Genomic DNA, 22,901 nt, shown 5'->3' on the forward strand with positions numbered 1-22,901 from the left:
TAAATCGTATGGGTATCTTCACTATTTCAGACAATAGTGTTCGATCAATTGAGTCAGTAGACGTACTGTCGGCTGCAAACGTGACATTTCCAGGTATTCCCCTGGTTGATGCGCACAGGCGATGTCACCCGGGCCCAATACCAGCGTTTCGCAACCAAGCTGCTGAAGATAAGGCGCTTCGGTGCCAAACGCTACTGCTTGCGCACGATGCCCGGTGAGGCGCTCAGCCACGCGCACCAACTCGGCATCGGCATCCTGCTCGAAGGGCGGCACTCCGGCGGCAATGGGCGCGAAATCGATCTTCACCTGATGACGCTCGGCCAGGGGTTGCAGCTTGCTGCGGATAATGGCCCGCAGCGCATTCGGGTCCATGCCCGGCAGCGGGCGCAGGTCGAATTCCAGGGAACACTGCCCGCAAATCCGGTTGGGGTTGTCGCCGCCATGGATACAGCCAAAGTTAAGGGTCGGTTGCGGCACGCTGAACTGCGGATTGCGGTACTCATTGAGCCACTGCTGACGCAACCCCTTAAGTTCGCTGATCGCGTCGTGCATGGCCTCCAGCGCGCTGTGGCCCAGGCTTGGGTCGGATGAGTGACCGCTCTGCCCGAGGATCTCGATGCGCTCCATCATCACGCCCTTGTGCATGCGGATCGGCTTGAGCCCGGTCGGTTCACCAATCACCGCAGCACGGCCCAGCGGGCGACCAGCTTCGACCAGCGCCCTGGCCCCGGCCATCGAAGTTTCTTCGTCACAGGTGGCCAGAATCAGCAGTGGCTGCTTGAAGGGCTGATCGAGCAAAGGCCGCACTGCTTCGATCACCAGCGCAAAAAAGCCCTTCATATCGCAACTGCCAAGGCCAACCCAGCGGTTATCCACCTCTGTCAGCTTGAGCGGATCGGTCTGCCACAGCGCTTCATCGTAGGGCACGGTGTCGCTGTGCCCGGCCAGCACCAGCCCGCCGGGGCCACTGCCAAAACTGGCGAGCAAATTGAATTTGCCGGGGCTGACCTGCTGGATATCGCAGTTGAAACCCAAATCGCCAAGCCAGCTGGCCAGCAAATCGATCACCCCGCGGTTGGACTGATCCAGTGTCGGCTGGGTGCAACTGACCGACGGTACGGCGATCAAGGCAGCGAACTGCTCTTTCATGGAAGGTAAGGGCATGCGCTGACTTCCTGTAGGCGGGGCGAGGCCCATCATAGAGCTATCTGCGCCGCAGAATAAACCCTCGCGGCCCGCCGGGGCGGCGAGTCCTGTACACTGCACGGCCTTGGCAGCCACACTTTTTCCCGGCTGCGCAACCGTTCCTGGATTTTCCGGCCATGCAAAAAGAAACCGAAATCAAACTGCGCGTCAGCCGCGAAACCCTCGCCGCCTTGCGCGAGCACCCTTTGCTGAAAAAGCGCAACAAAAGTGGCTGGGAAAGCCGTGAGTTGTTGAACCAGTACTTCGATACACCTGAGCGCGACCTGGCCAAGGCCAAGGTTGCCCTGCGCCTGCGCCGTGATGGCGAAGACGTGATCCAGACCCTCAAGACCCGCGGCGAAAGCGTTGCTGGCCTGTCCGTACGCAACGAGTACGACTGGAACCTGCCCAAAGCCAAGCTCGATATCAAGAAGCTCGACGGCGAATGCTGGCCACAAGAGCTGGCCGAGCTGGACAAAAAAACTCTCAAGCCCATTTTCACCACGGATTTCGTACGCGAACGTGCTGAAATTTCCTGGGGCCGTGGCAAAGCCAAAGTGGTCATCGAAGCCGCTCTGGACCTGGGCCATGTGATTGCCGGCAAGCAGAAGGAAGAAATCTGCGAGCTGGAGCTCGAACTGCGCGAAGGCGAGCCGTCTGCCCTGCTGGAACTGGCCGCCGAACTGGCCGAGAAGCTGGCCCTGATGCCGTGTGATATCAGCAAGGCCGAGCGCGGCTATCGCCTGTTCGACGCCAACAGCTACGCCGTCACCCTGCCAGCCCCGGTGCTGGCGCCAGAAACACCCCTGGACGATGCCTTCGCCGCCCTGGCCTGGCACTTGCTGGGCAATAGCCAGCGCCTGGCCGAGCAGTATCGCTTCAATGGCCACTGGCGTTTGCTGCAAGACTGGGTTCAGCAATTGATCGACCTGCGTGCACTGGTCAGCAGCCTGGGTCAAGCCGCACCACGTCAGTCCACCAGCGCCTTGCGCGCTGCGCTGGACGCCCTGCTGGAAGACTGGCGCCCGCTGGTGCAGATCGGTCAGGACGACGAAGATGTGCGCAAAGCCGCACCGGAGCAGTTCCTCGAGGAACTGGAAGACCCGCGCTGGGGCCAGTTCTCCCTGAACACTTCGCGCTGGTTGATGGAGCGCAGCTGGACTGTGGACCGTGGCACCACCCGGGGCAACCGCCAGGGCGCTGCGCAGCTGCAAAGCTGGTTGCCACGGTTGTTGTCGGACGAAGCGATTGCCTTGCGTCTGAACCGCTACCAGCAGCAACCCGAAGACCTGGCCGAGCAACTGCCGCGCATCGAGCGTATTCAGGCCTGGCTGCGTCTGGCGCGTAACGTGCTGGAAATCCCGGAACTGGACCGTCTGTACGGCGAGATGAACAAGCTGCAGGAACTGGCCAACCTGCCGATTTCTGAAGACGCCGAGAGCAACGACGAACTGCTCAACGCCCGCAAGCAGCAAGCCATCGCCGTGTACCAGAACCGCGCCTGGAAGACCCTGCTGCGCGCTTAAGCGCCCGGCCTGTGTCCCTCAGCGCCTGCTGAGGGACATTCCTGCCTTACTTCGTGCCCTTGGGCATGTCCGCATCTGGCGTGCGCCAGATCAAGCGTGTGGTGTCATAGCCCTGCTGCTGGGCCTTGCTGAGCAACTCATCACGGGTTTGCTGATCAACCTGCGGTTTACGCGACAGCAACCACAAGTATTTACGATCGGGATTGCCTACCAGCGCCGTGCTGTAGTTGTCGCCCAGGTACAACACCCAGTAATCGCCCTTGGTCACACCCGGCAAAAGGGTCGATACCCAATTGTCGAACTCGACCCACAGCTTGTCGGTCTTGCCCTCCACTTGCGGCGTTGCCGTGCCCCTGGCCTCCTCCCACTTGCCCTCTGCGGTGCGGCAACGGTTCAACACCGCCACGTCCCCATCGGGCTTCAAGCTGTAATGGGCTTCGGACTGCGCGCAATTGCGCTGAAAGAACATCGGCAACCGCGCCAATTCATACCAGGTGCCCTGATAGCGCTTGAGGTCGACACTGGAGACGGTGTTGGGCGCCAGCGAATCGCTGCTGGAACTTGCACACCCGCCCAATAACAGCGCAGCCCCGAGACTGACTAAAAGACGTTTCATCGTAAACGCTCCTGATCGGTCTTACTTCAAACCCTGGCCAGAGAAAATCAGCACTTTGTCGCCTGCGTACTGCACGCTGATAAAGCTCTTCTGATCGCCCCAGGTGCAGCTCGACATGCCCAGCGCGCCGGAGCAATCGGTCGGGGTGCCCAGCAACTGCTCGACTTCGGCCTTGGTCATGCCGGTCGACAGTTTCGAGTAGTTTTGCTGATTGATTTTGCTGCACGCGGCCAGCAAGACACAGAACGACAACAACGCCAGAGAACGCAACTTCATGGAAAGCTCCTGAGAAAGAAAGTCGGCAGTGCCGCTTGATCCAAGCTTAGAAGAGAAAAGCGCAGGCTGGTTCCCGCAGGACGCAGGGATTTATTTCAGGAGGGATAACAACAGTGGGAACGGGCTTGCTTGCGATACAGGCAACCCGGTATGCCTGACATACCGGGTCGATGCTATCGCGAGCAAGCCCGCTCCCACAGGGGCTTACGCTTTGTGGTAAGCGGTGATGCGTGCGACTTCTTCTTTCGAGCCCAGGTACACGGCTACACGCTGGTGCAGGCCTTCTGGCTGGATGTCGAGAATGCGCTGATGGCCATCAGTCGATGCGCCGCCAGCCTGTTCCACCAGGAACGACATCGGGTTGGCTTCGTACATCAAACGCAATTTGCCCGGCTTGGACGGCTCACGGCTGTCGCGCGGGTACATGAACAGACCACCGCGGGTCAGGATACGGTGCACGTCGGCAACCATGGCGGCAATCCAGCGCATGTTGAAATTCTTTTTCAACGGACCTTCTTCACCTGCCAGCAGTTCGTCAACGTAGCGCTGTACCGGGGCTTCCCAGTGACGCTGGTTGGACATGTTGATGGCAAATTCCTGGGTAGCGTCAGGAATGGTGATGTCTTCGTGGGTCAGTACGAAGCTGCCCATTTCGCGGTCCAGGGTAAAGCCTTTGACGCCGTCGCCCAGGGTCAGAACCAGCATGGTCTGCGGGCCGTAGATGGCGTAACCGGCAGCGACTTGCTGAGTGCCTGGCTGCAGGAAGGCCTTTTCATTCAAAGGTTCGTTCTGGGTCAGGTATTCGTTCGGGCAACGCAGTACCGAGAAGATAGTGCCAACTGGTGCGTTGATGTCGATGTTCGACGAGCCGTCCAGCGGGTCGAATACCAGCAGGTACGCGCCTTTCGGGTATTTGCCCGGGATCTGGTAGGCATTGTCCATTTCTTCGGACGCCATGCCGGCCAGGTGACCGCCCCATTCGTTGGCTTCAAGCAGGATCTCGTTGGAGATCACATCGAGCTTCTTCTGCACTTCACCTTGCACGTTTTCGGTGCCCATGCTGCCCAGAACACCACCCAGGGCGCCTTTGGATACGGCGTGGCTGATCTCTTTGCAAGCACGCGCCACCACTTCGATGAGGAAACGCAAATCAGCAGGCGTGTTGTTGCTGCGGGTCTGCTCGATCAAATAGCGACTCAGGGTAACGCGGGACATGTAAGGCTCCGAACAAGGGGGAGGGGGCGAAAAACCCGCGCAGTTTAGCGCGTGTTGCCGTGCAAATCTTCTAATCAGACTCAGAACTGGCCGAACGGGTTCCAAAACAGCCACCAGAGACCCTGTGGGAGCAGGCTTGCTCGCTCCCACAGCGCGTGAAACTTCCTACAACGCTTTCCAGATCTCGGTCGCGTATTCGCGAATGGTCCGGTCCGATGAGAACCAGCCCATGCGTGCCGTGTTCAACACGGATTTGCGCCACCACTCTTCCCTGTCGTGCCACAGGTGCTCCACGCGCATCTGGGCATCCCAGTAGGCATCGAAGTCGGCACACACCAGGAACCGGTCATATTCGATCAGCGAATCCACCAGGCCGGTGTATCGCGCAGGGTCGTCGTGGGAGAACACCCCGCCACGAATCGCCTGCAACACGTCATTGAGCCTGTGTGAGGCCGCGACATCCGGTGCTGCATGGAACTCGCCATTGCGCTTGCGCGCTTCGACCTGCTGCGAGCTCAGACCAAAGATAAACATATTGTCGGCACCCACCCGCTCGCACATTTCGACGTTGGCGCCATCCATTGTGCCAATGGTCAGCGCGCCGTTAAGGCCGAACTTCATGTTGCTGGTGCCCGACGCTTCGTAGCCTGCCGTGGAGATCTGTTCGGACAAGTCAGCCGCCGGAATGATGCTTTCGGCCAGGCTGACGTTGTAGTTGGGGATAAACACCACCTTGAGCAGACCGCGTACGGTGGGATCGTTGTTGACGGTACGGGCGATGTCATTGGCCAGTTTGATGATGAGTTTGGCCTGTTCATAACTGGCCGCCGACTTGCCGGCAAAAATCTTCACCCGTGGCACCCATTGGTTGCCCGGCTCGGCCCGAATGGCCTGATACAGCGCTACGGTGTGCATCAGGTTGAGCAGTTGGCGCTTGTACTCGTGAATCCGTTTGACCTGCACATCGAACAGGGCTTCAGGGTTGACCACGACCCCCAGGCGCTCATAAATCAGCGCCGCCAGGGTGCATTTGCTTTGCAGGCGCTGTTCGGCGAAGCGTTTGCGAAAATCGGAGCGCTCGGCAAAAGGCTCCAGCCTGATCAGTTTGTGTTCGGTTTCATCAAGCACATCCGGGCCCAGCACATCCACCAGCATGGCGGTCAATGGCGGGTTGGCCTGGAACAGCCAGCGGCGGAAGGTCACGCCGTTGGTTTTGTTGTTGATGCGCTCCGGGTAGAGCTTGTGCAACTCGGCGAACACGGTGCTGCGCATCAATTGCGTATGCAGCCCGGAAACGCCATTGACGCTGTGGGAACCGAGAAATGCCAGGTTGCCCATGCGTACCCGGCGGCCGTGGTCTTCCTCGATCAGCGAAACGGCACGCAACACGTCAAAATCATGAATGCCCTTGGCCCGCAGCGCATCGATATGGTGTGCGTTAATCAGGTAGATGATCTGCATATGGCGCGGCAACAGCCGCTCCATCAAGCCCACAGGCCAGGTTTCCAGCGCTTCCGGAAGCAACGTGTGGTTGGTATAGGACAAGGTGTCGACGGTGACCTGCCACGCCGCATGCCATTCAATGCCGTGCTCATCAACCAGGATACGCATCAGCTCGGCCACGGCGATCGAGGGGTGGGTGTCGTTGAGCTGGATCGACACATGCTCGGCCAGGTTCAGCAGCGTCTCATGGACGTGCAGATGGCGGCGCAGCAGGTCTTGCAACGAGGCCGAGACAAAGAAGAATTCCTGGCGCAGACGCAGCTCCTGGCCAGCCTCGTTGCTGTCAGCCGGGTACAGCACGCGGGAGATGCTCTCGGCCCGTACCACTTCGGCCACCGCCCCCAAATGATCGCCTGCGTTGAAGCGGCCCAGGTTCAGATCGTGCAGGGCCCTCGCCCGCCACAGACGCAGGGTGTTGACGCTGGCCCCGCGCCAGCCCACAACAGGCGTGTCATAGGCAATAGCCCGCACCGTCTCGCCCGGCCACCAGATCTGCCGCAGCTGGCCTTGTTCATCCTGTTTGGTTTCAACCGAACCGCCAAAACCCACCGAGTACAGCACTTCAGCACGCTCGAACTCCCACGGGTTGCCGAAATCCAGCCAGTTCTCGGTTTGTTCCTGCTGCCAGCCATCGACAATGCTCTGGCGAAACAGCCCGTGCTCATAGCGGATGCCATAGCCGTGGGCGGCAATGCCCAGGGTCGACATGCTTTCCATAAAGCACGCCGCCAGCCGACCCAGGCCACCATTACCAAGGGCCGCGTCCGGCTCCAGGACACGGATGCGCTCCAGATCCACGCCTAGCTCGCCCAGTGCCTCACGCGCCACCTCCAGCAACCCCAGGTTGCTCAGGCTGTCGTACAGCAGGCGACCGATCAGAAACTCCAGCGACAGGTAGTACACCCGTTTCTGGTCCTTGCGATAAATCTGCCGGGTGCTGTCCATCCAGTGCTCGACCATATGGTCGCGGGCGGCCAGGGCTATGGCCTCAAACCAGTCATGGTCAAACGCGTGTTCCGGGTCCTTACCCACCGCGTAAGTCAGCTTGGCTACTACAGCGGCACGGAAAGCCGCCACCTGTGCGTCACGAACAAGCGGTTCTTGGGGCATCGATACAACCTCAATCGAGATGGGGCGATTTGAAGAGCGAGTGGTGTCAGCCTAGACGCTTCAACAGAAACCAAGTGCTTTGATTCGGGCTTTTTTCGGCGATTATTTAAAAAAAGCTGACAAAGTGAATGCCGCCCCAAAACGAGGCACATTCGCAGTTGAACGCTTTAAAACATGGCTCTGATCGAAAAACCGGCAAATGGTTGTTCACTCCTTCAGCAACCCCGGTATGATCGCGCGCCCTGATGCACGCTGGAATACAAGTCTGATGAAGTCCAACCTGATCGCCGCCGCGGAAATCGACCGTCTCGATACCTGGGCCAAATACTCCGCGCCCATGTGCGGCTCCTGCATTTCCAGCTGCTGCACCTTGCCGGTCGAGGTCAAAATCAAAGACCTGATCCGCATCGGCATCGTTGACGAGTTCGAGATGGGCGACCCGCCGAAGAACATCGCCAAGCGCCTGCAAAAGGAAGGGATCGTTGAGCGCTTCAACCAGAAGTCCGGGATTTTCACCCTGCAGCGCATGAGCAATAACGACTGCCTGTACCTGGACCGCAAATCGCGCATGTGCACGATTTATGAGATTCGCCCGGATACCTGCCGCAACCATCCGCGGATTGGCCCGCGCCCAGGTTACTGCGCGTATGTGCCCAAGGCCGTTGAGCGCAAGAACAGCAGCGTCAAGCTGATGGATTTTTAACCTGCAGCGTAGAATCGACTGACAGATCGCTTCGCGGGCAAGCCCGCTCCCACAATTACCACAGCCCCCTGTGGGAGCCGGGCTTGCCCGCGATGGCCTGTACGCAAATGACCTGACAGACCGCGCTCGCCGCAGCACGGGCAACGATGAACGAGTCAAATCCCGACCATAAAAAAACGCCCCCGACCGCAAGGTCGGGGGCGTTTTTGTAACCGCTAACTAAGTAACTTAGTTTTTGGCCTTTTTAGCAGCGCGGGTACGCTCGCCTTCGTCCAGGATCTTCTTACGAAGACGGATGGACTTAGGAGTCACTTCGCACAGCTCGTCGTCCTGGATGAATTCCAGAGCCTGTTCCAGAGTGAAGCGAACAGGTGGAACCAGAGCGATGGTTTCGTCTTTACCCGAAGCACGCATGTTGTCGAGCTTCTTGCCCTTGGTAGGGTTAACGCCCATGTCGGTGTCACGGCTGTTCAGACCAACGATCTGACCGTTGTAGATCTCTTGACCGTGCTCAACGAACAGCTTGCCACGCGCCTGCAGGGTTTCCAGGGAGTAGGTCAGCGCCTTGCCAGTTTCAACCGATACCAGAACGCCGTTCTGACGGCCGGACATGTGGCCCGACTTCATCACGTCGTAACGGTCGAAGATCGAGGTCAGGATGCCAGCACCGTTGGTCAGGGTCAGGAACTGGTTACGGAAACCGATCAGACCACGAGCAGGGATGTTGTATTCCAGACGCACACGGCCTTTGCCATCCGGCACCATGTTGGTCAGGTCGCCCTTACGCAGACCCATCTCTTCCATCACCTTGCCCTGAGATTCTTCAGGCAGGTCGATGGTGACGTTTTCGAACGGTTCGTGCTTGACGCCGTCAACCAGGCGGATGATCACTTCTGGACGACCAACGCCCATTTCGAAGCCTTCACGACGCATGGTTTCGATCAGTACGGACAAGTGCAGCTCGCCACGGCCCGATACTTTGAATTTGTCAGCCGAGTCGCCTTCTTCAACGCGCAGAGCAACGTTGTACAGCAGCTCTTTGTCCAGACGTTCCTTGATGTTACGGGAAGTCACGAACTTGCCTTCTTTACCGCAGAAAGGCGAGTCGTTTACCTGGAAGGTCATGGAAACGGTTGGCTCGTCAACGGTCAACGGCTTCATCGCTTCAACGTTCATCGGATCACACAGGGTGTCGGAGATGAACAGCGAATCCATACCGCTGATGCAAACGATGTCGCCTGCCGAAGCTTCTTCAACGTCTACACGGTGCAGACCGTGGTGACCCATCAGCTTCAGGATACGACCGTTGCGGCGCTTGCCGTCAGCGTCGATGGCAACAACCGGGGTGTTCGGCTTGACGCGACCACGAGCGATACGGCCAACACCGATAATGCCCAGGAAGCTGTTGTAGTCCAGTGCCGAGATTTGCATCTGGAACGGACCGTCACGGTCTACGGCTGGTGCTGGTACGTTGTCGACGATCGACTGGTACAGCGGGGTCATGTCTTCAGCCATGTCGGTGTGGTCAAGACCAGCAATACCGTTCAGGGCAGAGGCGTAAACCACTTTGAAGTCCAGCTGTTCTTCGGTAGCACCCAGGTTGTCGAACAGATCGAAGATCTGGTCCAGAACCCAGTCCGGACGTGCGCCCGGACGGTCAACCTTGTTGATGACCACGATTGGACGCAGGCCGGCTTCGAAAGCCTTCTTGGTCACGAAACGGGTTTGCGGCATAGGGCCGTCTTGAGCGTCAACCAGCAGCAGAACGGAGTCAACCATCGACATTACGCGTTCAACTTCGCCGCCGAAGTCGGCGTGGCCCGGGGTATCCACGATGTTGATGTGGTAGCCGTTCCAGTTGATGGCGGTGTTTTTCGCCAGAATGGTAATACCGCGCTCTTTCTCCTGGTCGTTGGAGTCCATTACGCGTTCGTCGTTAAGCTCGTTGCGCTCCAGGGTGCCGGATTGACGCAAGAGTTTGTCTACCAGGGTGGTTTTACCGTGGTCAACGTGAGCAATGATGGCGATGTTACGTAGATTTTCGATCACTTGTGTATCTCGATCAGAGGATTCGGTGTGCTGACTGAGTCCAGGCAGCGATTAACAGTAGAGTCCGTGCAAGCCGTTACAGCTTGACGGCGGCGTCGGGGGGCCGGTGACGCAGGCCACAGGCATACAGCCCCGGGCTCTTAGCTCGGTCGATAAACGCGCACATTGGCATGTCCCTCACTGAGCAAATGGTGAGCATGCAGGCGACTCATCACGCCTTTGTCGCAATACAACAGGTACTGACGGGTGTCATCCAGTTCCTTGAAGCGGCTGTTCAAAGCATAGAACGGCAACGCTTGTACTTCGATGCCAGCCAGTTCCAGCGGTTGATCTTCCTGAGCATCCGGGTGACGGATGTCGATTACGATCTGGCCCGCCAGCACTTCGCTGACTTCTTCGACTTGCAAGTCCTGGCCCAATTCATCGATTACCCGATCAATCGGCACCAGTTTGGCCCGCTCGAGCGCACGCTCAAGCACGGCCATATCAAACTGTTGTTCTTCATACTCCACGCGGTTGCGCTTGGCGTGGGTCTTGGGGTTGACCGAAATCACCCCGCAATATTCAGGCATATGCTTGGCGAAGTCAGCCGTACCGATTTCTTCTGCCAGATCGATGATGTCCTGCTTGTGGCTGGCGATCAGCGGGCGCAACACCAGCTTGTCTGTAGCCGAATCAATCAGCGACAAGTTGGGCAGCGTCTGGCTCGACACCTGGGAAATCGCTTCACCGGTCACCAGCACTTCGATATCGAGGCGTTCGGCAATACGCGTTGCAGCGCGCAACATCATACGCTTCAAAATGACGCCCATATGACTGTTATCGACTTTGCCGAGAATTTCGCCCAAAACTTCTTCGAACGGAACGCTCACAAACAGCACGCGCTGGGAGCTGCCGTACTTCTTCCATATATAGTGCGCGACTTCCATCACGCCCAGTTCATGGGCACGCCCGCCCAGGTTGAAGAAGCAGAAGTGGCTCATCAGGCCGCGACGCATGATCTGGTAGGCCGCCACGGTAGAATCGAAACCACCGGACATCAGCACCAGGGTCTGCTCGAGCGAACCCAACGGGTAGCCACCAATACTGTCGTGCTGGTTGTGAATCACAAACAACCGTTGGTCGCGAATTTCAATTCGAACTTCGATTTCTGGCTTTTTCAGCTCGATTCCGGCCGCACCGCACTCACGACGCAGCTTGCTGCCGACGTATTTCTCGACTTCCATCGAGGTAAACGGGTGCTTGCCGGCGCGCTTGCAACGCACCGAAAAGATCTTGCCCGCCAGCGCATCGCCGAAGTGCAATTTGCACTTTTCAACGATGTCGTCGAAGTCGCCCAACGGGTACTCGTCAACCTGCAGAAAATGCGCGATGCCCGGCATGCAGCTCAGGCGTTCGGTCATTTCTTTCAAGGCTTTAGGGTCACTTACGCGCGTTTGCAGCTCGATGTTGTCCCACACGCCCGTCACCACCACAGCCGGGTCCAGATCGCGGAGCACAGTACGGATGTTTTTGGCCAATTGACGGACGAAACGCATCCGAACCGGACGGCTCTTGATAGTGATTTCGGGGAAGACTTTAACGATTAGTTTCATGAAAACAGCGCGCGAGCAGCCTGCCAAAAAAGGGGGGCGCGGATTATAGCGGAAATTGCTCAAGGTTTAACCAGTTATCGTACAAACGGTTTTCATCGCACCAAAATAGAACATAAACGCCAGATTTCGCTTCATTTGGGTGCGATAAACGCGGCTAATCGGTAGTCTGCCCCGCTTACCTGCTTGAGATTGGCGCATTACGCCCAAGTCGGGGCACTGGCATGCAATTTGCTCCCTTGTGAGGCAGGTTGCCTTGGCAGAGTATTCGCGCCGGCATCAACCACTTATTAAGGGCATTCCACTACCAGCCCTAAGCCACCCCGGAGGACACTATGTCGAAGTCGGTTCAACTCATCAAAGATCATGACGTCAAGTGGATTGATCTGCGCTTCACTGATACCAAAGGTACTCAGCACCACGTGACCATGCCGGCCCGTGATGCGCTGGATGAAAACTTCTTCACCGACGGCAAAATGTTCGACGGCTCCTCCATTGCTGGCTGGAAAGGCATCGAAGCGTCCGACATGATCCTGCTGCCAGACGACAGCACGGCTGTTCTGGACCCGTTCACCGAACAGCCTACGCTGATCCTGGTGTGCGACATCATCGAACCGTCGACCATGCAAGGCTATGACCGCGACCCACGCGCCATCGCTACCCGTGCCGAGGAATACCTGAAGTCCACCGGTATCGGCGACACCGTTTTCGTTGGCCCGGAGCCAGAGTTCTTCATCTTTGACCAGGTGAAGTTCAAGTCCGACATTTCCGGCTCCATGTTCAAGATCTACTCCGAACAGGGTTCGTGGATGTCCGACCAGGACGTGGAAGGCGGCAACAAAGGCCACCGTCCTGGCGTCAAAGGCGGTTATTTCCCGGTTCCGCCGTTCGACCATGACCACGAAATCCGTACCTCCATGTGCAACGCCATGGAAGAGATGGGCCTGGTTATCGAAGTTCACCACCACGAAGTGGCAACTGCTGGCCAGAACGAAATCGGCGTGCAGTTCAACACCCTGGTGAAAAAGGCTGACGAAGTTCAGACCCTGAAATACTGCGTACACAACGTGGCAGATGCCTACGGCCGTACCGCTACCTTCATGCCAAAGCCTCTGTACGGCGACAACGGCTCGGGTATGCACGTTCACATGTCCATCTCCAAAGATGGCAAGAACACCTTCGCAGGCGAAGGCTATGCCGGCCTGTCCGACACTGCCCTGTTCTTCATCGGCGGTATCATCAAGCACGGTAAGGCCCTGAACGGCTTCACCAACCCGGCTACCAACTCCTACAAGCGTCTGGTACCAGGCTTCGAAGCACCGGTAATGCTGGCCTACTCGGCTCGTAACCGTTCGGCTTCGATCCGTATTCCTTACGTGTCCAGCCCTAAAGCTCGCCGTATCGAAGCACGCTTCCCGGATCCGGCAGCCAACCCGTACCTGTGCTTCGCGGCACTGATGATGGCTGGTCTGGACGGTATCCAGAACAAGATCCACCCTGGCGACGCAGCGGACAAAAACCTGTATGACCTGCCGCCTGAAGAAGCCAAAGAGATCCCGCAAGTGTGCGGCAGCCTGAAAGAGGCCCTGGAGGAACTGGACAAAGGTCGCGCGTTCCTGACCAAAGGCGGCGTTTTCAGCGACGACTTCATCGACGCGTACATCGCCCTGAAAAGCGAAGAAGAAATCCAGGTTCGTACCTTCGTACACCCACTGGAATACGAGCTGTACTACAGCTGCTAATCCGGTGACGCCTGCGCAAGCGGCGTGATTTGAAAAAGCCTCCTTCGGGAGGCTTTTTTGTGGGCGCCGTCTTACACAAGCATCGGATCAGAGCTTCTGGATTCGTGCCTGCACCTGACAGCCACCCTGCTGAGTGACCGGTAGTTTGTCGCCACTCAACCAATGGAGACTGACATGCACCCCTTACTCGCCCTCAAAACCCTGCTGCTGGCATGCGCCTGCCTGCTCATGCTGGGCTGCAACAGTTCACCCACTGCGGTAACGGTCGAACAACTGCTCAAGACAGGCCAATCCTGGACAGGCACCCCTTACACCTGGCCGGACGGCAAGCCGGAATTCACCGTGGTCAAAATCACGCTCCCGGCCAACACCGCACTGAAATGGCACACGCACCCCATGCCCAATATCGCCTACATGGTCGCTGGCGAACTGCTGGTCGAAACCGAAGACGGCATGCATAAAACCACGCTCAAACCTGGCCAGGTACTGCCCGAGATGGTCAATACTTCCCATCGAGGCACCAGCGGCAAGGCCCCGGTAGAACTGATCGTGTTCTATGCAGGCACGCCCGGCATGCCACTGTCCCATTAACCACGCAAGGCCCGTAGCAGGTACCGGAAGCTGCGTTCGAAACGCAAAACGGTGGTCACCTCAGAGTGGGCGCTGCCTGTGCCGCATCGCGCACTCGGGGCTTATGACCGGTGTGCGCTCGAACGCTGCACACAACCTCTGGCTGCACCCATAGCAAATATCCCGCGCACATTTTCAGGCAACTGAATCCATTCATCTAAATTGCACTATATTGGTGCGACTATAGTTTGATAGTGCACTTACCAGCCCAATTTGGTTCATAAACACTCGCATGCCGGGCTGCGGCGATATGCGCCCAGCTTGTAAACGCCTATTTCAGGGGAGCGACGCTTCTTTTCGGAGCCTTGGTTTGGTTTTTGCATTTTCCTTGCACCAGCGCTTCACCGCGCACGCAATCCGGGATCGGCCCATGACCATCAGTGACGCCCTGCACCGACTGTTACTCGACAACCTGACCACTGCCACGCTTTTACTCAATGCTGATTTGCGCCTTGAGTACATGAACCCGGCGGCAGAGATGCTGTTGGCGATCAGCGGTCAACGCAGTCACGGCCAGTTCATCAGCGAGCTCTTTACGGAGTCCACCGAGGCTCTGCACTCGCTGCGCCAGGCAGTTGAGCAAGCGCACCCGTTTACCAAACGCGAAGCCATGCTGACCTCGCTGACGGGCCAGAACCTGACGGTGGACTATGCCGTAACGCCCATCTTGAGCAATGGCGGCACCATGCTGTTGCTTGAGGTACACCCCCGCGACCGTCTGCTGCGCATCACCAAAGAAGAAGCCCAGCTGTCCAAGCAAGAAACCAGCAAGATGCTGGTGCGCGGCCTGGCCCACGAGATAAAGAACCCTCTGGGAGGCATTCGCGGTGCGGCCCAGTTGCTGGCCCGGCAATTGCCCGACGAAAACCTGCGCGACTACACCAACGTCATCATCGAAGAAGCAGATCGCCTGCGTAATCTGGTCGACCGGATGCTGGGTTCCAACAAACTGCCGTCGCTGGCCATGACCAACGTCCACGAAGTACTGGAACGCGTGTGCAACCTGGTCGAGGCCGAGACCCAGGGCAGCATCACTTTGGTGCGTGACTATGACCCAAGCCTGCCTGACCTGCTGATCGACCGTGAACAGATGATCCAGGCAGTACTCAATATCGTGCGCAACGCCATGCAGGCCATCGGCAGCCAGAATGAGCTGCGCCTGGGCCGCATCAGCCTGCGCACCCGCGCCATGCGCCAGTTCACCATTGGCCACATACGCCACCGGCTGGTGACAAAAATCGAAATTATCGACAACGGCCCGGGCATACCGTTCGAGCTGCAAGACACCCTGTTTTTCCCGATGGTCAGCGGCCGCCCGGACGGTACCGGGCTTGGCCTGGCCATCACGCAAAACATCATCAGTCAGCACCAGGGGTTGATCGAGTGTGAAAGCCACCCCGGCCACACACTCTTCTCGATCTTTCTACCACTGGAACAAGGAGCCGCATCGACATGAGCCGAAGTGAAACCGTGTGGATCGTCGACGACGACCGTTCAATCCGCTGGGTACTGGAAAAAGCCTTGCAACAGGAAGGCATGACCACACAAAGTTTCGACAGTGCCGATGGGGTCATGAGCCGACTGGCTCGCCAACAGCCTGACGTGATCATTTCCGATATCCGCATGCCCGGCTCCAGCGGTCTGGACCTGCTCGCCAAAATCCGCGAACAGCACCCGCGCCTGCCGGTCATCATCATGACCGCTCATTCCGATCTGGACAGCGCGGTAGCGTCCTATCAGGGCGGCGCATTCGAATACCTGCCCAAGCCGTTTGATGTCGATGACGCCGTGTCTCTGGTCAAGCGCGCCAACCAGCACGCCCAGGAGCAGCAAGGCCTGGCCGTGGCGCCGACGCTGGCCCCGACGCCGGAAATCATCGGCGAAGCCCCGGCGATGCAAGAGGTGTTTCGTGCCATTGGCCGCCTGAGCCACTCCAACATCACGGTGCTGATCAACGGTGAATCAGGTACCGGCAAAGAGCTGGTGGCCCACGCCCTGCACCGCCACAGCCCGCGGGCCGCGTCGCCATTTATCGCATTGAACATGGCTGCGATCCCCAAGGACCTCATGGAATCCGAGCTATTCGGCCATGAAAAAGGCGCTTTCACTGGCGCTGCAAACCTGCGCCGGGGCCGTTTTGAGCAGGCCGATGGCGGCACCCTGTTCCTCGATGAGATCGGCGACATGCCGGCGGACACCCAAACCCGGTTGCTGCGGGTACTGGCCGATGGCGAGTTCTACCGGGTTGGCGGGCACACGCCGGTCAAGGTCGATGTTCGCATCATCGCAGCCACACACCAGAACCTTGAAACCCTGGTGCAGGCCGGCAAGTTTCGTGAAGACCTGTTCCACCGTCTGAACGTAATCCGCATCCACATTCCGCGCCTGTCAGACCGCCGCGAAGACATCCCGACCCTGGCCCGGCACTTTCTCAGCAGCGCCGCGCAAGAACTGTCCGTAGAGCCAAAACTGCTCAAGGCCGAGACCGAGCAGTACCTGAAAAACCTGCCCTGGCCAGGCAACGTGCGCCAGCTGGAGAACACCTGCCGCTGGATCACGGTGATGGCTTCGGGTCGCGAAGTGCATATCGGCGACCTGCCTCCCGAGTTGCTCAACCTGCAACAGGACGCCTCCCCTGTCACCAACTGGGAGCAGGCACTGCGCCAGTGGGCTGACCAGGCGCTGGGGCGTGGCCAGTCCAACCTGCTCGACAGTGCAGTGCCGACCTTTGAGCGGATCATGATCGAGACGGCGCTCAAGCACACCGCAGGCCGCCGTCGCGACGCTGCCGTGCTGTTGGGCTGGGGCCGCAATACCTTGACCCGCAAGATCAAGGAACTGGGCATGAAGATCGATGGCGACGAGGATGAGGGCGACGAGGCTTGAAGCCGTTCAAAAGCGCCCTCACCCAACCCTCTCCCGGAGGGAGAGGGAGCTGATGGGTGGTGTTTCATAAATCTGCTTTTGCCTTTAGTCCCCTTTCCCTGCGGAAGAGGGTTAGGGGCTCTTGATCTGACCGCACCACCCTCAAGCAACCCGCCCCAATATCGTGCACAGCTCTAGCTCAAGGGTTTTCGCCAAACCCGGGAACAAAATCAGCCCCCAAACAAAAGCCCCGGATTCCGGGGCTTTTGCGTACTCAAGGGGCAATTTTTACAAAAAATCAAAAACTGGCACGCGCCCTGCAATACCTATTACACGCAACACCGCTTTAGGGGACCTTGATACAGGCAGGTCAAGACTCCCCACTTTTACACCGCAGCCTTGATGCCTTTTGCATCAACGCGCACAGCGCTTTTGGGGAACCCGGTACAGGCAGGCTGGAATTCCCTCTTTTATTACTCTCGCAGGTTTACCTGCAACCGCCAGCGTCCATCTTGCGACGCCCCGGCCCAGTCGCCCTTCAAGGCACGGGCCGCCACCAGGGTCAGCAGCAACCCGCCATCCGTATCACGCACCCGCCAGTTCACGCTCTTGCCGTTAAACGTCAACTGGCCGCTCTGCACCTTGCCCCTGGCATCAAACAGCAACCCCAGCGTGCCGTCGACCAGCTCACCATGCAGCTTGGGCTCGGCGCTGAACCACACCACCAGGCCCCCGGGCAGCACGTCCACCTGCTGCAGCTCCACAGGGGTTGGCGCGGTCAATCGACCGATCATCATCCCCACCATCACACCGACTATCGCCAAAGAACCTAAAACCCGTGGCCATAGTTTCGGTCGCGGGTCCTCTTCAAGCGTAGAATGCTGTCCATCTTTAAGTTCGGAGCCGTGCATGTTTCACGTCATCCTTTTTCAACCAGAAATTCCGCCGAATACCGGCAACATTATCAGGCTGTGCGCCAACAGCGGCTGCCACCTGCATTTGATCGAGCCTATCGGTTTTGAGCTGGACGACAAGCGCTTGCGCCGTGCCGGGCTCGATTACCACGAGTATGCGCCGCTCAAGCGTCATGCCGACCTGGCCAGTTGCCTGGAAAGCCTGGGCCATCCGCGCCTGTTCGCCTTTACCACCAAAGGCTCCAGGCCGTTTCACGACGTGCAGTTTGCCGAGGGCGATGCTTTTCTCTTCGGCCCTGAAAGCCGTGGCCTGCCGCCCGAAGTGCTCGACAGCCTGGACGGCGAGCACCGCCTGCGCCTGCCTATGCGCGAAGGCTGCCGCAGCCTGAATCTGTCTAACACCGTAGCGGTCGCCGTGTATGAGGCCTGGCGCCAGCTAGGCTTCAAGTAAACACACACCCTGTGGGAGCGGGCTTGCCCGCGATGAAAGCTACGCGATGTACCTGTTGCACCGCAGCGATTCAATCGCGAGCAAGCCCGCTCCCACACACAAAAAAAGCGCCCTCAGGCGCTTTTTTTTGGCAATCGGCTGTTTATTGAACAGTCGGACTGCCTTCTTCCTGCATGCGCTGCAGTTCTTGCGCGTACAGGGCATCGAAGTTCACCGGAGCCAGCATCAACGCAGGGAACGAGCCACGTGTCACCAGGCTGTCCAGGGTTTCGCGGGCATACGGGAACAGGATGTTCGGGCAGAACGCGCCCAAGGTATGGTTCATCGACGCTGGATCAAGGTTTTTGATCAGGAAGATGCCGGCCTGTTGCACTTCAGCAATAAACGCCACTTCGTCACCGTTTTTAACGGTAACCGACAGGGTCAGAACCACTTCGTGGAAGTCGCCTTCCAGCGGCTTTTGACGGGTGTTCAGATCCAGGCCAACGCTCGGCTCCCACTGCTGACGGAAGATCGCCGGGCTTTTCGGCGCTTCGAACGACAGGTCACGCACGTAGATGCGCTGCAGGGAGAATTGTGGAGCGGTGTCTTCATCGCTAACAGCAGCGGTGTTCTGTTGGTCAGTCATCACAGATCCTTGTTGATCTTGGGGCTTATAGAGAATGAGAGTCAGACGTTCAGCAGCGCATCCAATTTACCTGCGCGCTCCAGAGCAAACAGGTCATCGCATCCGCCAACATGCTTGTCGCCAATCCAGATTTGCGGAACCGACGTGCGGCCTGCCTTCTGAGCCATCTCGGCACGTACCTGTGGCTTGCCGTCGACTTTGATCTCTTCGAAGGCAATACCCTTGTTCTCAAGCAGAGCCTTGGCACGCATGCAATAAGGGCAATAGTCGCTGGAGTAAACGATGACCTTGGACATAGTTACTTCACCACTGGCAGGTTGTCAGCGCGCCAGCTGGAAATGCCGCCAGACAGCTTCGCAGCATTGTAACCAGCCTTGAGCAGCTCACGGGCATGGCCGCCCGAGTGCTGGCCGGCAGCGTCGACCAGAATGATGGTCTTGCCCTTGTGCTTGTCCAGCTCGGCAATGCGCGCCATCAGTTTGTCTTGCGGGATATTAATAGCACCCACGATGTGGCCGGCGGCAAAATCCTTGGCCGGGCGAATATCAATCACCACACCTTCGTCGCGATTGACCAGGCCGGTCAGTTCGCCCGTGCTGATGCTGCGCCCGCCACGGCTCATCTCGTGGGCGATCAACAGCGCCAGCAGGATGACAAACGCGCCTACAAGCAGGTAGTGGGAAGTCGCAAATGCAATCAGGTGCTCAACCATCAGAAGGTTCCAGGGTCGTAAAATGTGGGCCAGTATACACAGCCACCTTGGTCGGCCAAACCCCGCCCGGCGGTGACGCCACATGAACTTCGCTTTAAACTGCGCGTCCTCTGTATACCTTCTTATAAACCAGCCACGAGTGGGATCTATGACTACCACGCCTAAACCTTTGGTCCTGATCATCCTGGATGGCTTCGGTCACAGTGAAAGTCACGAATACAACGCCGTTTATTCGGCCAAGAAACCGGTGCTGGATCGTCTTTGCGCGAGCATGCCGAACGGCCTGATCTCGGGTTCGGGCATGGATGTCGGGCTGCCTGACGGCCAGATGGGCAACTCCGAGGTCGGCCACATGAACCTGGGCGCCGGCCGCGTGGTGTATCAGGATTTCACCCGTGTCACCAAATCCATCCGTGATGGCGAGTTCTTTGAAAACCCGACCATTTGCGCCGCGGTCGACAAGGCCGTGGCTGCAGGCAAGGCCGTGCACATCCTGGGCCTGCTGTCCGATGGTGGTGTTCACAGCCATCAGGACCACCTGATCGCAATGGCCGAGCTGGCATTCAAGCGCGGCGCAGAAAAAATCTACCTGCACGCCTTCCTTGATGGCCGCGACACCCCGCCAAAAAGTGCCTCATCTTCCATTGAACTGCTGGACGAAGCGTTCAAGGACCTGGGCAAAGGCCGTATCGCCAGCCTGATCGGCCGTTACTTCGCCATGGACCGTGACAATCGCTGGGACCGCGTAGAGCAGGCCTACAACCTGATCGTCGACGGCAAGGGCGAGTTCAACGCCGCTACCGCCCAGGAAGGCCTGGAAGCTGCCTACGCACGTGGCGAAAGCGACGAATTCGTCAAAGCCACGACCATCGGCGAGCCGGTGACAGTGGAAGACGGCGACGCCGTGGTCTTTATGAACTTCCGCGCCGACCGCGCCCGCGAGCTGACCCGCGTATTCGTTGAAGATGATTTCAACGCCTTCGCCCGCGCCCGCCAGCCAAAACTGGCCGGTTTCGTGATGCTGACCCAATACGCTGCCAGTATCCCGGCACCCAGCGCATTCGCGCCCGGCAGCCTGGAAAACGTACTGGGCGATTACCTGGCCAAAAACGGCAAAACCCAGTTGCGCATTGCAGAAACCGAGAAGTATGCCCATGTGACCTTCTTCTTCTCGGGCGGCCGTGAAGAGCCGTTCCCGGGTGAAGAGCGCATTCTGGTGCCGTCGCCGAAAGTCGCCACCTACGACCTGCAACCGGAAATGAGCGCCCCCGAAGTCACCGACCATATCGTCGATGCCATCGAAAACCAGCGTTATGACGTGATCGTGGTCAACTACGCCAATGGCGACATGGTTGGCCACAGCGGCGTATTCGACGCAGCCGTCAAGGCAGTTGAATGCCTGGATGCCTGCGTGGGCCGTATCGTGGAAGCACTGGACAAGGTCGGCGGCGAAGCCCTGATCACCGCTGACCACGGCAACGTGGAGCAGATGGAAGACGAGTCCACAGGCCAGGCGCATACCGCCCACACCTGTGAGCCCGTGCCGTTTATCTATGTAGGAAAGCGCTCGCTCAAAGTTCGCGAAGGCGGCGTGCTGGCCGACGTGGCACCCACCATGCTCAAACTGCTGGGGCTGCCACAGCCGCAAGAGATGACCGGCAAATCGATTCTGGTCGACGCTTAAAACAACGCAATGCCTGTGGGAGCGGGCTTGCTCGCGATACCGGCGACGCGGTGCATCAGGCATTGCGTGGTGATGCTATCGCGAGCAAGCCCGCTCCCACAGGATCAACGGCTACAATTTCACCTTCATCCATTTCTTATAGGTGACGAGGGCGGGCATACTAGGCCGTCCCGTTCCCCAGGTGTCGCCCGCCCCATGCTTCGCGCCCTTATAGCCTTGACCCTCGCATGCATGCTCCAACCGGCGTTTGCCGACGAGCGCGCGCAAACCCAACAGCAGCTGGATGCCACGCGCCAGGATATCAGCGAGCTGAAAAAGCTCCTGGGCAAGCTGCAGGAAGAAAAGTCCGGCGTGCAGAAAGACCTGCGCGGTACCGAAACCGAAATCGGCAAGCTGGAGAAGCAGGTTGAAACCCTGCAACAAGAACTAAAAAAGAGTGAAGGCGAGCTGCTGCGCCTAGATAGCGAGAAAAAAAAACTCCACAGCGCAAAACTTGAACAGCAACGCCTGATCGCCATTCAGGCCCGCGCCGCCTATCAGGGTGGGCGTCAGGAATACCTGAAGATGTTGCTCAACCAGCAAAACCCCGAGAAGTTCGCCCGAACCCTCACTTATTACGACTACTTGAGCGAAGCCCGTCTGGCCCAGCTCAAAGGCTTCAACGAGACACTGCGCCAACTGGCCAATGTCGAGGCCGATATCAACTTGCAGCAAGCGCAACTGCTGACCCAGAAAAGCAGCCTGGACACCCAGCGCGCCGAGCTCGACAAGGTGCGTGCAGAGCGCCAGCAAGTGCTGGCCAAGCTCAATACCGACGTAAAGGACCGCGACCAGAAGTTGCAGGCCCGCGAGCAGGATCAGGCCGATCTGGCTAAAGTCCTCAAGACCATCGAAGAAACCCTCGCCCGCCAGGCCCGCGAAGCCGAGCAGGCGCGGCAAAAAGCCCTGATTGCGCAGCAGGAAGCCGAGAAAAAACGTCAGCGCGAGGCTGCATCGGTCGTTACCGATGCCCCGCGAAAACCGGTGCAATCCACACCGGGGCCATTGGTCTCCAGCGCAGGTGCGTCTTACGGCGGTGCTTTTTCTCAAGCCCGGGGCAAACTTCCATGGCCAGTTGATGGTCGACTGCTTGCACGTTTCGGTGAAACCCGTGGCGACGACTCGCGCACCAAGTGGGACGGCGTGATGATCAGCGCCGGTGCCGGCACCCAGGTACACGCCGTACACGGCGGGCGCGTGGTGTTTGCCGACTGGCTGCGCGGCGCTGGCCAACTGGTGATTCTGGACCACGGTAATGGTTTCTTAAGCTTGTATGGCCACAATCAGACGTTGCTCAAGTCTGCCGGCGACGTTGTAAAAGCCGGTGAGGTGATTTCCACCGTGGGCAACAGCGGTGGGCAGGCCACGCCAGCACTGTATTTTGCTATTCGTCAGCAGGGACGCCCAAGCGACCCTGCACAATGGTGTCGCACTCAGGGATGAGTCCATCACCTTTAATAC

General features: G+C 58.5%; 20 protein-coding genes. 9 read left to right on the forward strand and 11 right to left on the reverse strand.

Translation table 11 applies throughout. The features are described from left to right. Positions 1 to 21: 21 nt before the first annotated feature. Positions 22 to 1,164, reverse strand: a complete 1,143-nt coding sequence (gene argE, locus V6L81_RS01805; RefSeq protein WP_095000800.1) for an acetylornithine deacetylase — start codon at positions 1,162 to 1,164, stop codon at positions 22 to 24. Between the two features lie 158 nt (positions 1,165 to 1,322). Between argE and V6L81_RS01810 the strand changes: the two genes are divergently transcribed. Further along, entirely contained in the window at positions 1,323 to 2,711 is a 1,389-nt protein-coding gene (locus tag V6L81_RS01810) for an inorganic triphosphatase (RefSeq protein WP_095023770.1), read from the forward strand. Positions 2,712 to 2,757: 46 nt separating this feature from the next. On the opposite strand, the gene V6L81_RS01815 is transcribed toward V6L81_RS01810, so the two are convergent. The 4 genes from V6L81_RS01815 to V6L81_RS01830 all read right to left on the reverse strand — a co-directional run bounded on the left by V6L81_RS01815 (position 2,758) and on the right by V6L81_RS01830 (position 7,431). Further along, positions 2,758 to 3,327, reverse strand: coding sequence for a lipocalin family protein (locus V6L81_RS01815; RefSeq protein ID WP_095000798.1), 570 nt, complete (start codon positions 3,325 to 3,327; stop codon positions 2,758 to 2,760). 21 nt (positions 3,328 to 3,348) lie between these two features. After that, positions 3,349 to 3,603 (reverse strand): outer membrane protein assembly factor BamE, encoded by a 255-nt coding sequence (gene bamE / locus V6L81_RS01820; protein WP_016783130.1) that lies wholly within the window; start codon positions 3,601 to 3,603, stop codon positions 3,349 to 3,351. 204 nt (positions 3,604 to 3,807) lie between these two features. Next, entirely contained in the window at positions 3,808 to 4,818 is a 1,011-nt protein-coding gene (locus V6L81_RS01825) for a class 1 fructose-bisphosphatase (RefSeq protein ID WP_016783129.1), read from the reverse strand. A gap of 165 nt (positions 4,819 to 4,983) precedes the next feature. Further along, positions 4,984 to 7,431: a glycogen/starch/alpha-glucan phosphorylase gene (locus V6L81_RS01830; RefSeq protein ID WP_095000797.1), complete on the reverse strand. Its 2,448-nt coding sequence runs from the start codon at positions 7,429 to 7,431 to the stop codon at positions 4,984 to 4,986. Positions 7,432 to 7,696: 265 nt separating this feature from the next. On the opposite strand from V6L81_RS01830, the gene V6L81_RS01835 reads away from it, so the two are divergent. Next, a complete protein-coding gene (locus V6L81_RS01835; protein WP_095001087.1) occupies positions 7,697 to 8,134 on the forward strand; it encodes a YkgJ family cysteine cluster protein in 438 nt (145 codons plus the stop codon). Positions 8,135 to 8,362: 228 nt separating this feature from the next. Here V6L81_RS01835 and typA read toward each other — a convergent pair whose 3' ends face one another. Both typA and thiI read right to left on the reverse strand, forming a co-directional pair. Next, positions 8,363 to 10,183, reverse strand: coding sequence for a translational GTPase TypA (gene typA / locus V6L81_RS01840; RefSeq protein WP_016783126.1), 1,821 nt, complete (start codon positions 10,181 to 10,183; stop codon positions 8,363 to 8,365). A 140-nt stretch (positions 10,184 to 10,323) separates the two neighbouring features. Further along, a complete protein-coding gene (gene thiI / locus V6L81_RS01845) occupies positions 10,324 to 11,778 on the reverse strand; it encodes a tRNA uracil 4-sulfurtransferase ThiI (protein ID WP_095000796.1) in 1,455 nt (484 codons plus the stop codon). Between the two features lie 332 nt (positions 11,779 to 12,110). Here thiI and glnA point away from each other — a divergent pair, with 332 nt between their 5' ends. The 4 genes from glnA (at position 12,111) to ntrC (ending at position 17,033) form a co-directional block, all read left to right on the forward strand. Continuing rightward, a complete protein-coding gene (glnA, locus tag V6L81_RS01850; RefSeq protein ID WP_095000795.1) occupies positions 12,111 to 13,517 on the forward strand; it encodes a glutamate--ammonia ligase in 1,407 nt (468 codons plus the stop codon). A 174-nt stretch (positions 13,518 to 13,691) separates the two neighbouring features. Continuing rightward, positions 13,692 to 14,108, forward strand: coding sequence for a cupin domain-containing protein (locus V6L81_RS01855; RefSeq protein ID WP_095020141.1), 417 nt, complete (start codon positions 13,692 to 13,694; stop codon positions 14,106 to 14,108). Positions 14,109 to 14,517: 409 nt separating this feature from the next. Continuing rightward, complete coding sequence (gene glnL / locus V6L81_RS01860; protein WP_095000793.1) at positions 14,518 to 15,603, forward strand: nitrogen regulation protein NR(II); 1,086 nt, start codon at positions 14,518 to 14,520, stop codon at positions 15,601 to 15,603. Next, positions 15,600 to 17,033 (forward strand): nitrogen regulation protein NR(I), encoded by a 1,434-nt coding sequence (gene ntrC / locus V6L81_RS01865; protein ID WP_088378458.1) that lies wholly within the window; start codon positions 15,600 to 15,602, stop codon positions 17,031 to 17,033. The genes glnL and ntrC overlap by 4 nt, the downstream gene beginning before the upstream one ends. A 452-nt stretch (positions 17,034 to 17,485) precedes the next feature. On the opposite strand, the gene V6L81_RS01870 is transcribed toward ntrC, so the two are convergent. Beyond that, the gene (locus V6L81_RS01870; RefSeq protein ID WP_095017754.1) at positions 17,486 to 17,923 is read right to left on the reverse strand and encodes a hypothetical protein; all 438 of its coding nucleotides are present in this window, start codon (positions 17,921 to 17,923) and stop codon (positions 17,486 to 17,488) included. On the opposite strand from V6L81_RS01870, the gene trmL reads away from it, so the two are divergent. After that, complete coding sequence (trmL, locus tag V6L81_RS01875; RefSeq protein ID WP_095000791.1) at positions 17,922 to 18,377, forward strand: tRNA (uridine(34)/cytosine(34)/5-carboxymethylaminomethyluridine(34)-2'-O)-methyltransferase TrmL; 456 nt, start codon at positions 17,922 to 17,924, stop codon at positions 18,375 to 18,377. The two genes, V6L81_RS01870 and trmL, sit on opposite strands and share 2 nt — an antisense overlap. 142 nt (positions 18,378 to 18,519) lie before the next feature. On the opposite strand, the gene secB is transcribed toward trmL, so the two are convergent. Genes secB through V6L81_RS01890 form a run of 3 tightly spaced genes read right to left on the reverse strand, consistent with a single transcriptional unit; the run spans position 18,520 to position 19,717 of the window. After that, positions 18,520 to 19,005 (reverse strand): protein-export chaperone SecB, encoded by a 486-nt coding sequence (gene secB / locus V6L81_RS01880; RefSeq protein ID WP_003438592.1) that lies wholly within the window; start codon positions 19,003 to 19,005, stop codon positions 18,520 to 18,522. A gap of 41 nt (positions 19,006 to 19,046) precedes the next feature. Next, positions 19,047 to 19,301 (reverse strand): glutaredoxin 3, encoded by a 255-nt coding sequence (gene grxC, locus V6L81_RS01885; protein ID WP_095000790.1) that lies wholly within the window; start codon positions 19,299 to 19,301, stop codon positions 19,047 to 19,049. 2 nt (positions 19,302 to 19,303) lie between these two features. Further along, positions 19,304 to 19,717 carry a rhodanese-like domain-containing protein gene (locus V6L81_RS01890; protein ID WP_086799305.1) on the reverse strand — a complete coding sequence of 138 codons (414 nt, stop codon included), beginning with the start codon at positions 19,715 to 19,717 and terminating at the stop codon, positions 19,304 to 19,306. 148 nt (positions 19,718 to 19,865) lie between these two features. Between V6L81_RS01890 and gpmI the strand changes: the two genes are divergently transcribed. Both gpmI and V6L81_RS01900 read left to right on the forward strand, forming a co-directional pair. Beyond that, positions 19,866 to 21,401: a 2,3-bisphosphoglycerate-independent phosphoglycerate mutase gene (gene gpmI / locus V6L81_RS01895; RefSeq protein ID WP_095000789.1), complete on the forward strand. Its 1,536-nt coding sequence runs from the start codon at positions 19,866 to 19,868 to the stop codon at positions 21,399 to 21,401. Positions 21,402 to 21,596: 195 nt separating this feature from the next. After that, the gene (locus V6L81_RS01900; RefSeq protein WP_095000788.1) at positions 21,597 to 22,883 is read left to right on the forward strand and encodes a murein hydrolase activator EnvC; all 1,287 of its coding nucleotides are present in this window, start codon (positions 21,597 to 21,599) and stop codon (positions 22,881 to 22,883) included. Positions 22,884 to 22,901: the final 18 nt, after the last annotated feature.

The organism is Pseudomonas bubulae (assembly GCF_037023725.1).
GTDB lineage: Bacteria > Pseudomonadota > Gammaproteobacteria > Pseudomonadales > Pseudomonadaceae > Aquipseudomonas > Aquipseudomonas bubulae.

Bases quoted from the DNA above. Each gene is read 5' to 3' on its own strand.
- argE (WP_095000800.1), bottom strand. From the start codon at position 1,164: ATGCCCTTACCTTCCATGAAAGAGCAGTTCGCTGCCTTGATCGCCGTA.
- V6L81_RS01810 (WP_095023770.1), top strand. From the start codon at position 1,323: ATGCAAAAAGAAACCGAAATCAAACTGCGCGTCAGCCGCGAAACCCTC.
- V6L81_RS01815 (WP_095000798.1), bottom strand. From the start codon at position 3,327: ATGAAACGTCTTTTAGTCAGTCTCGGGGCTGCGCTGTTATTGGGCGGG.
- bamE (WP_016783130.1), bottom strand. From the start codon at position 3,603: ATGAAGTTGCGTTCTCTGGCGTTGTTGTCGTTCTGTGTCTTGCTGGCC.
- V6L81_RS01825 (WP_016783129.1), bottom strand. From the start codon at position 4,818: ATGTCCCGCGTTACCCTGAGTCGCTATTTGATCGAGCAGACCCGCAGC.
- V6L81_RS01830 (WP_095000797.1), bottom strand. From the start codon at position 7,431: ATGCCCCAAGAACCGCTTGTTCGTGACGCACAGGTGGCGGCTTTCCGT.
- thiI (WP_095000796.1), bottom strand. From the start codon at position 11,778: ATGAAACTAATCGTTAAAGTCTTCCCCGAAATCACTATCAAGAGCCGT.
- glnA (WP_095000795.1), top strand. From the start codon at position 12,111: ATGTCGAAGTCGGTTCAACTCATCAAAGATCATGACGTCAAGTGGATT.
- V6L81_RS01855 (WP_095020141.1), top strand. From the start codon at position 13,692: ATGCACCCCTTACTCGCCCTCAAAACCCTGCTGCTGGCATGCGCCTGC.
- glnL (WP_095000793.1), top strand. From the start codon at position 14,518: ATGACCATCAGTGACGCCCTGCACCGACTGTTACTCGACAACCTGACC.
- ntrC (WP_088378458.1), top strand. From the start codon at position 15,600: ATGAGCCGAAGTGAAACCGTGTGGATCGTCGACGACGACCGTTCAATC.
- trmL (WP_095000791.1), top strand. From the start codon at position 17,922: ATGTTTCACGTCATCCTTTTTCAACCAGAAATTCCGCCGAATACCGGC.
- V6L81_RS01870 (WP_095017754.1), bottom strand. From the start codon at position 17,923: ATGCACGGCTCCGAACTTAAAGATGGACAGCATTCTACGCTTGAAGAG.
- secB (WP_003438592.1), bottom strand. From the start codon at position 19,005: ATGACTGACCAACAGAACACCGCTGCTGTTAGCGATGAAGACACCGCT.
- grxC (WP_095000790.1), bottom strand. From the start codon at position 19,301: ATGTCCAAGGTCATCGTTTACTCCAGCGACTATTGCCCTTATTGCATG.
- V6L81_RS01890 (WP_086799305.1), bottom strand. From the start codon at position 19,717: ATGGTTGAGCACCTGATTGCATTTGCGACTTCCCACTACCTGCTTGTA.
- gpmI (WP_095000789.1), top strand. From the start codon at position 19,866: ATGACTACCACGCCTAAACCTTTGGTCCTGATCATCCTGGATGGCTTC.
- V6L81_RS01900 (WP_095000788.1), top strand. From the start codon at position 21,597: ATGCTTCGCGCCCTTATAGCCTTGACCCTCGCATGCATGCTCCAACCG.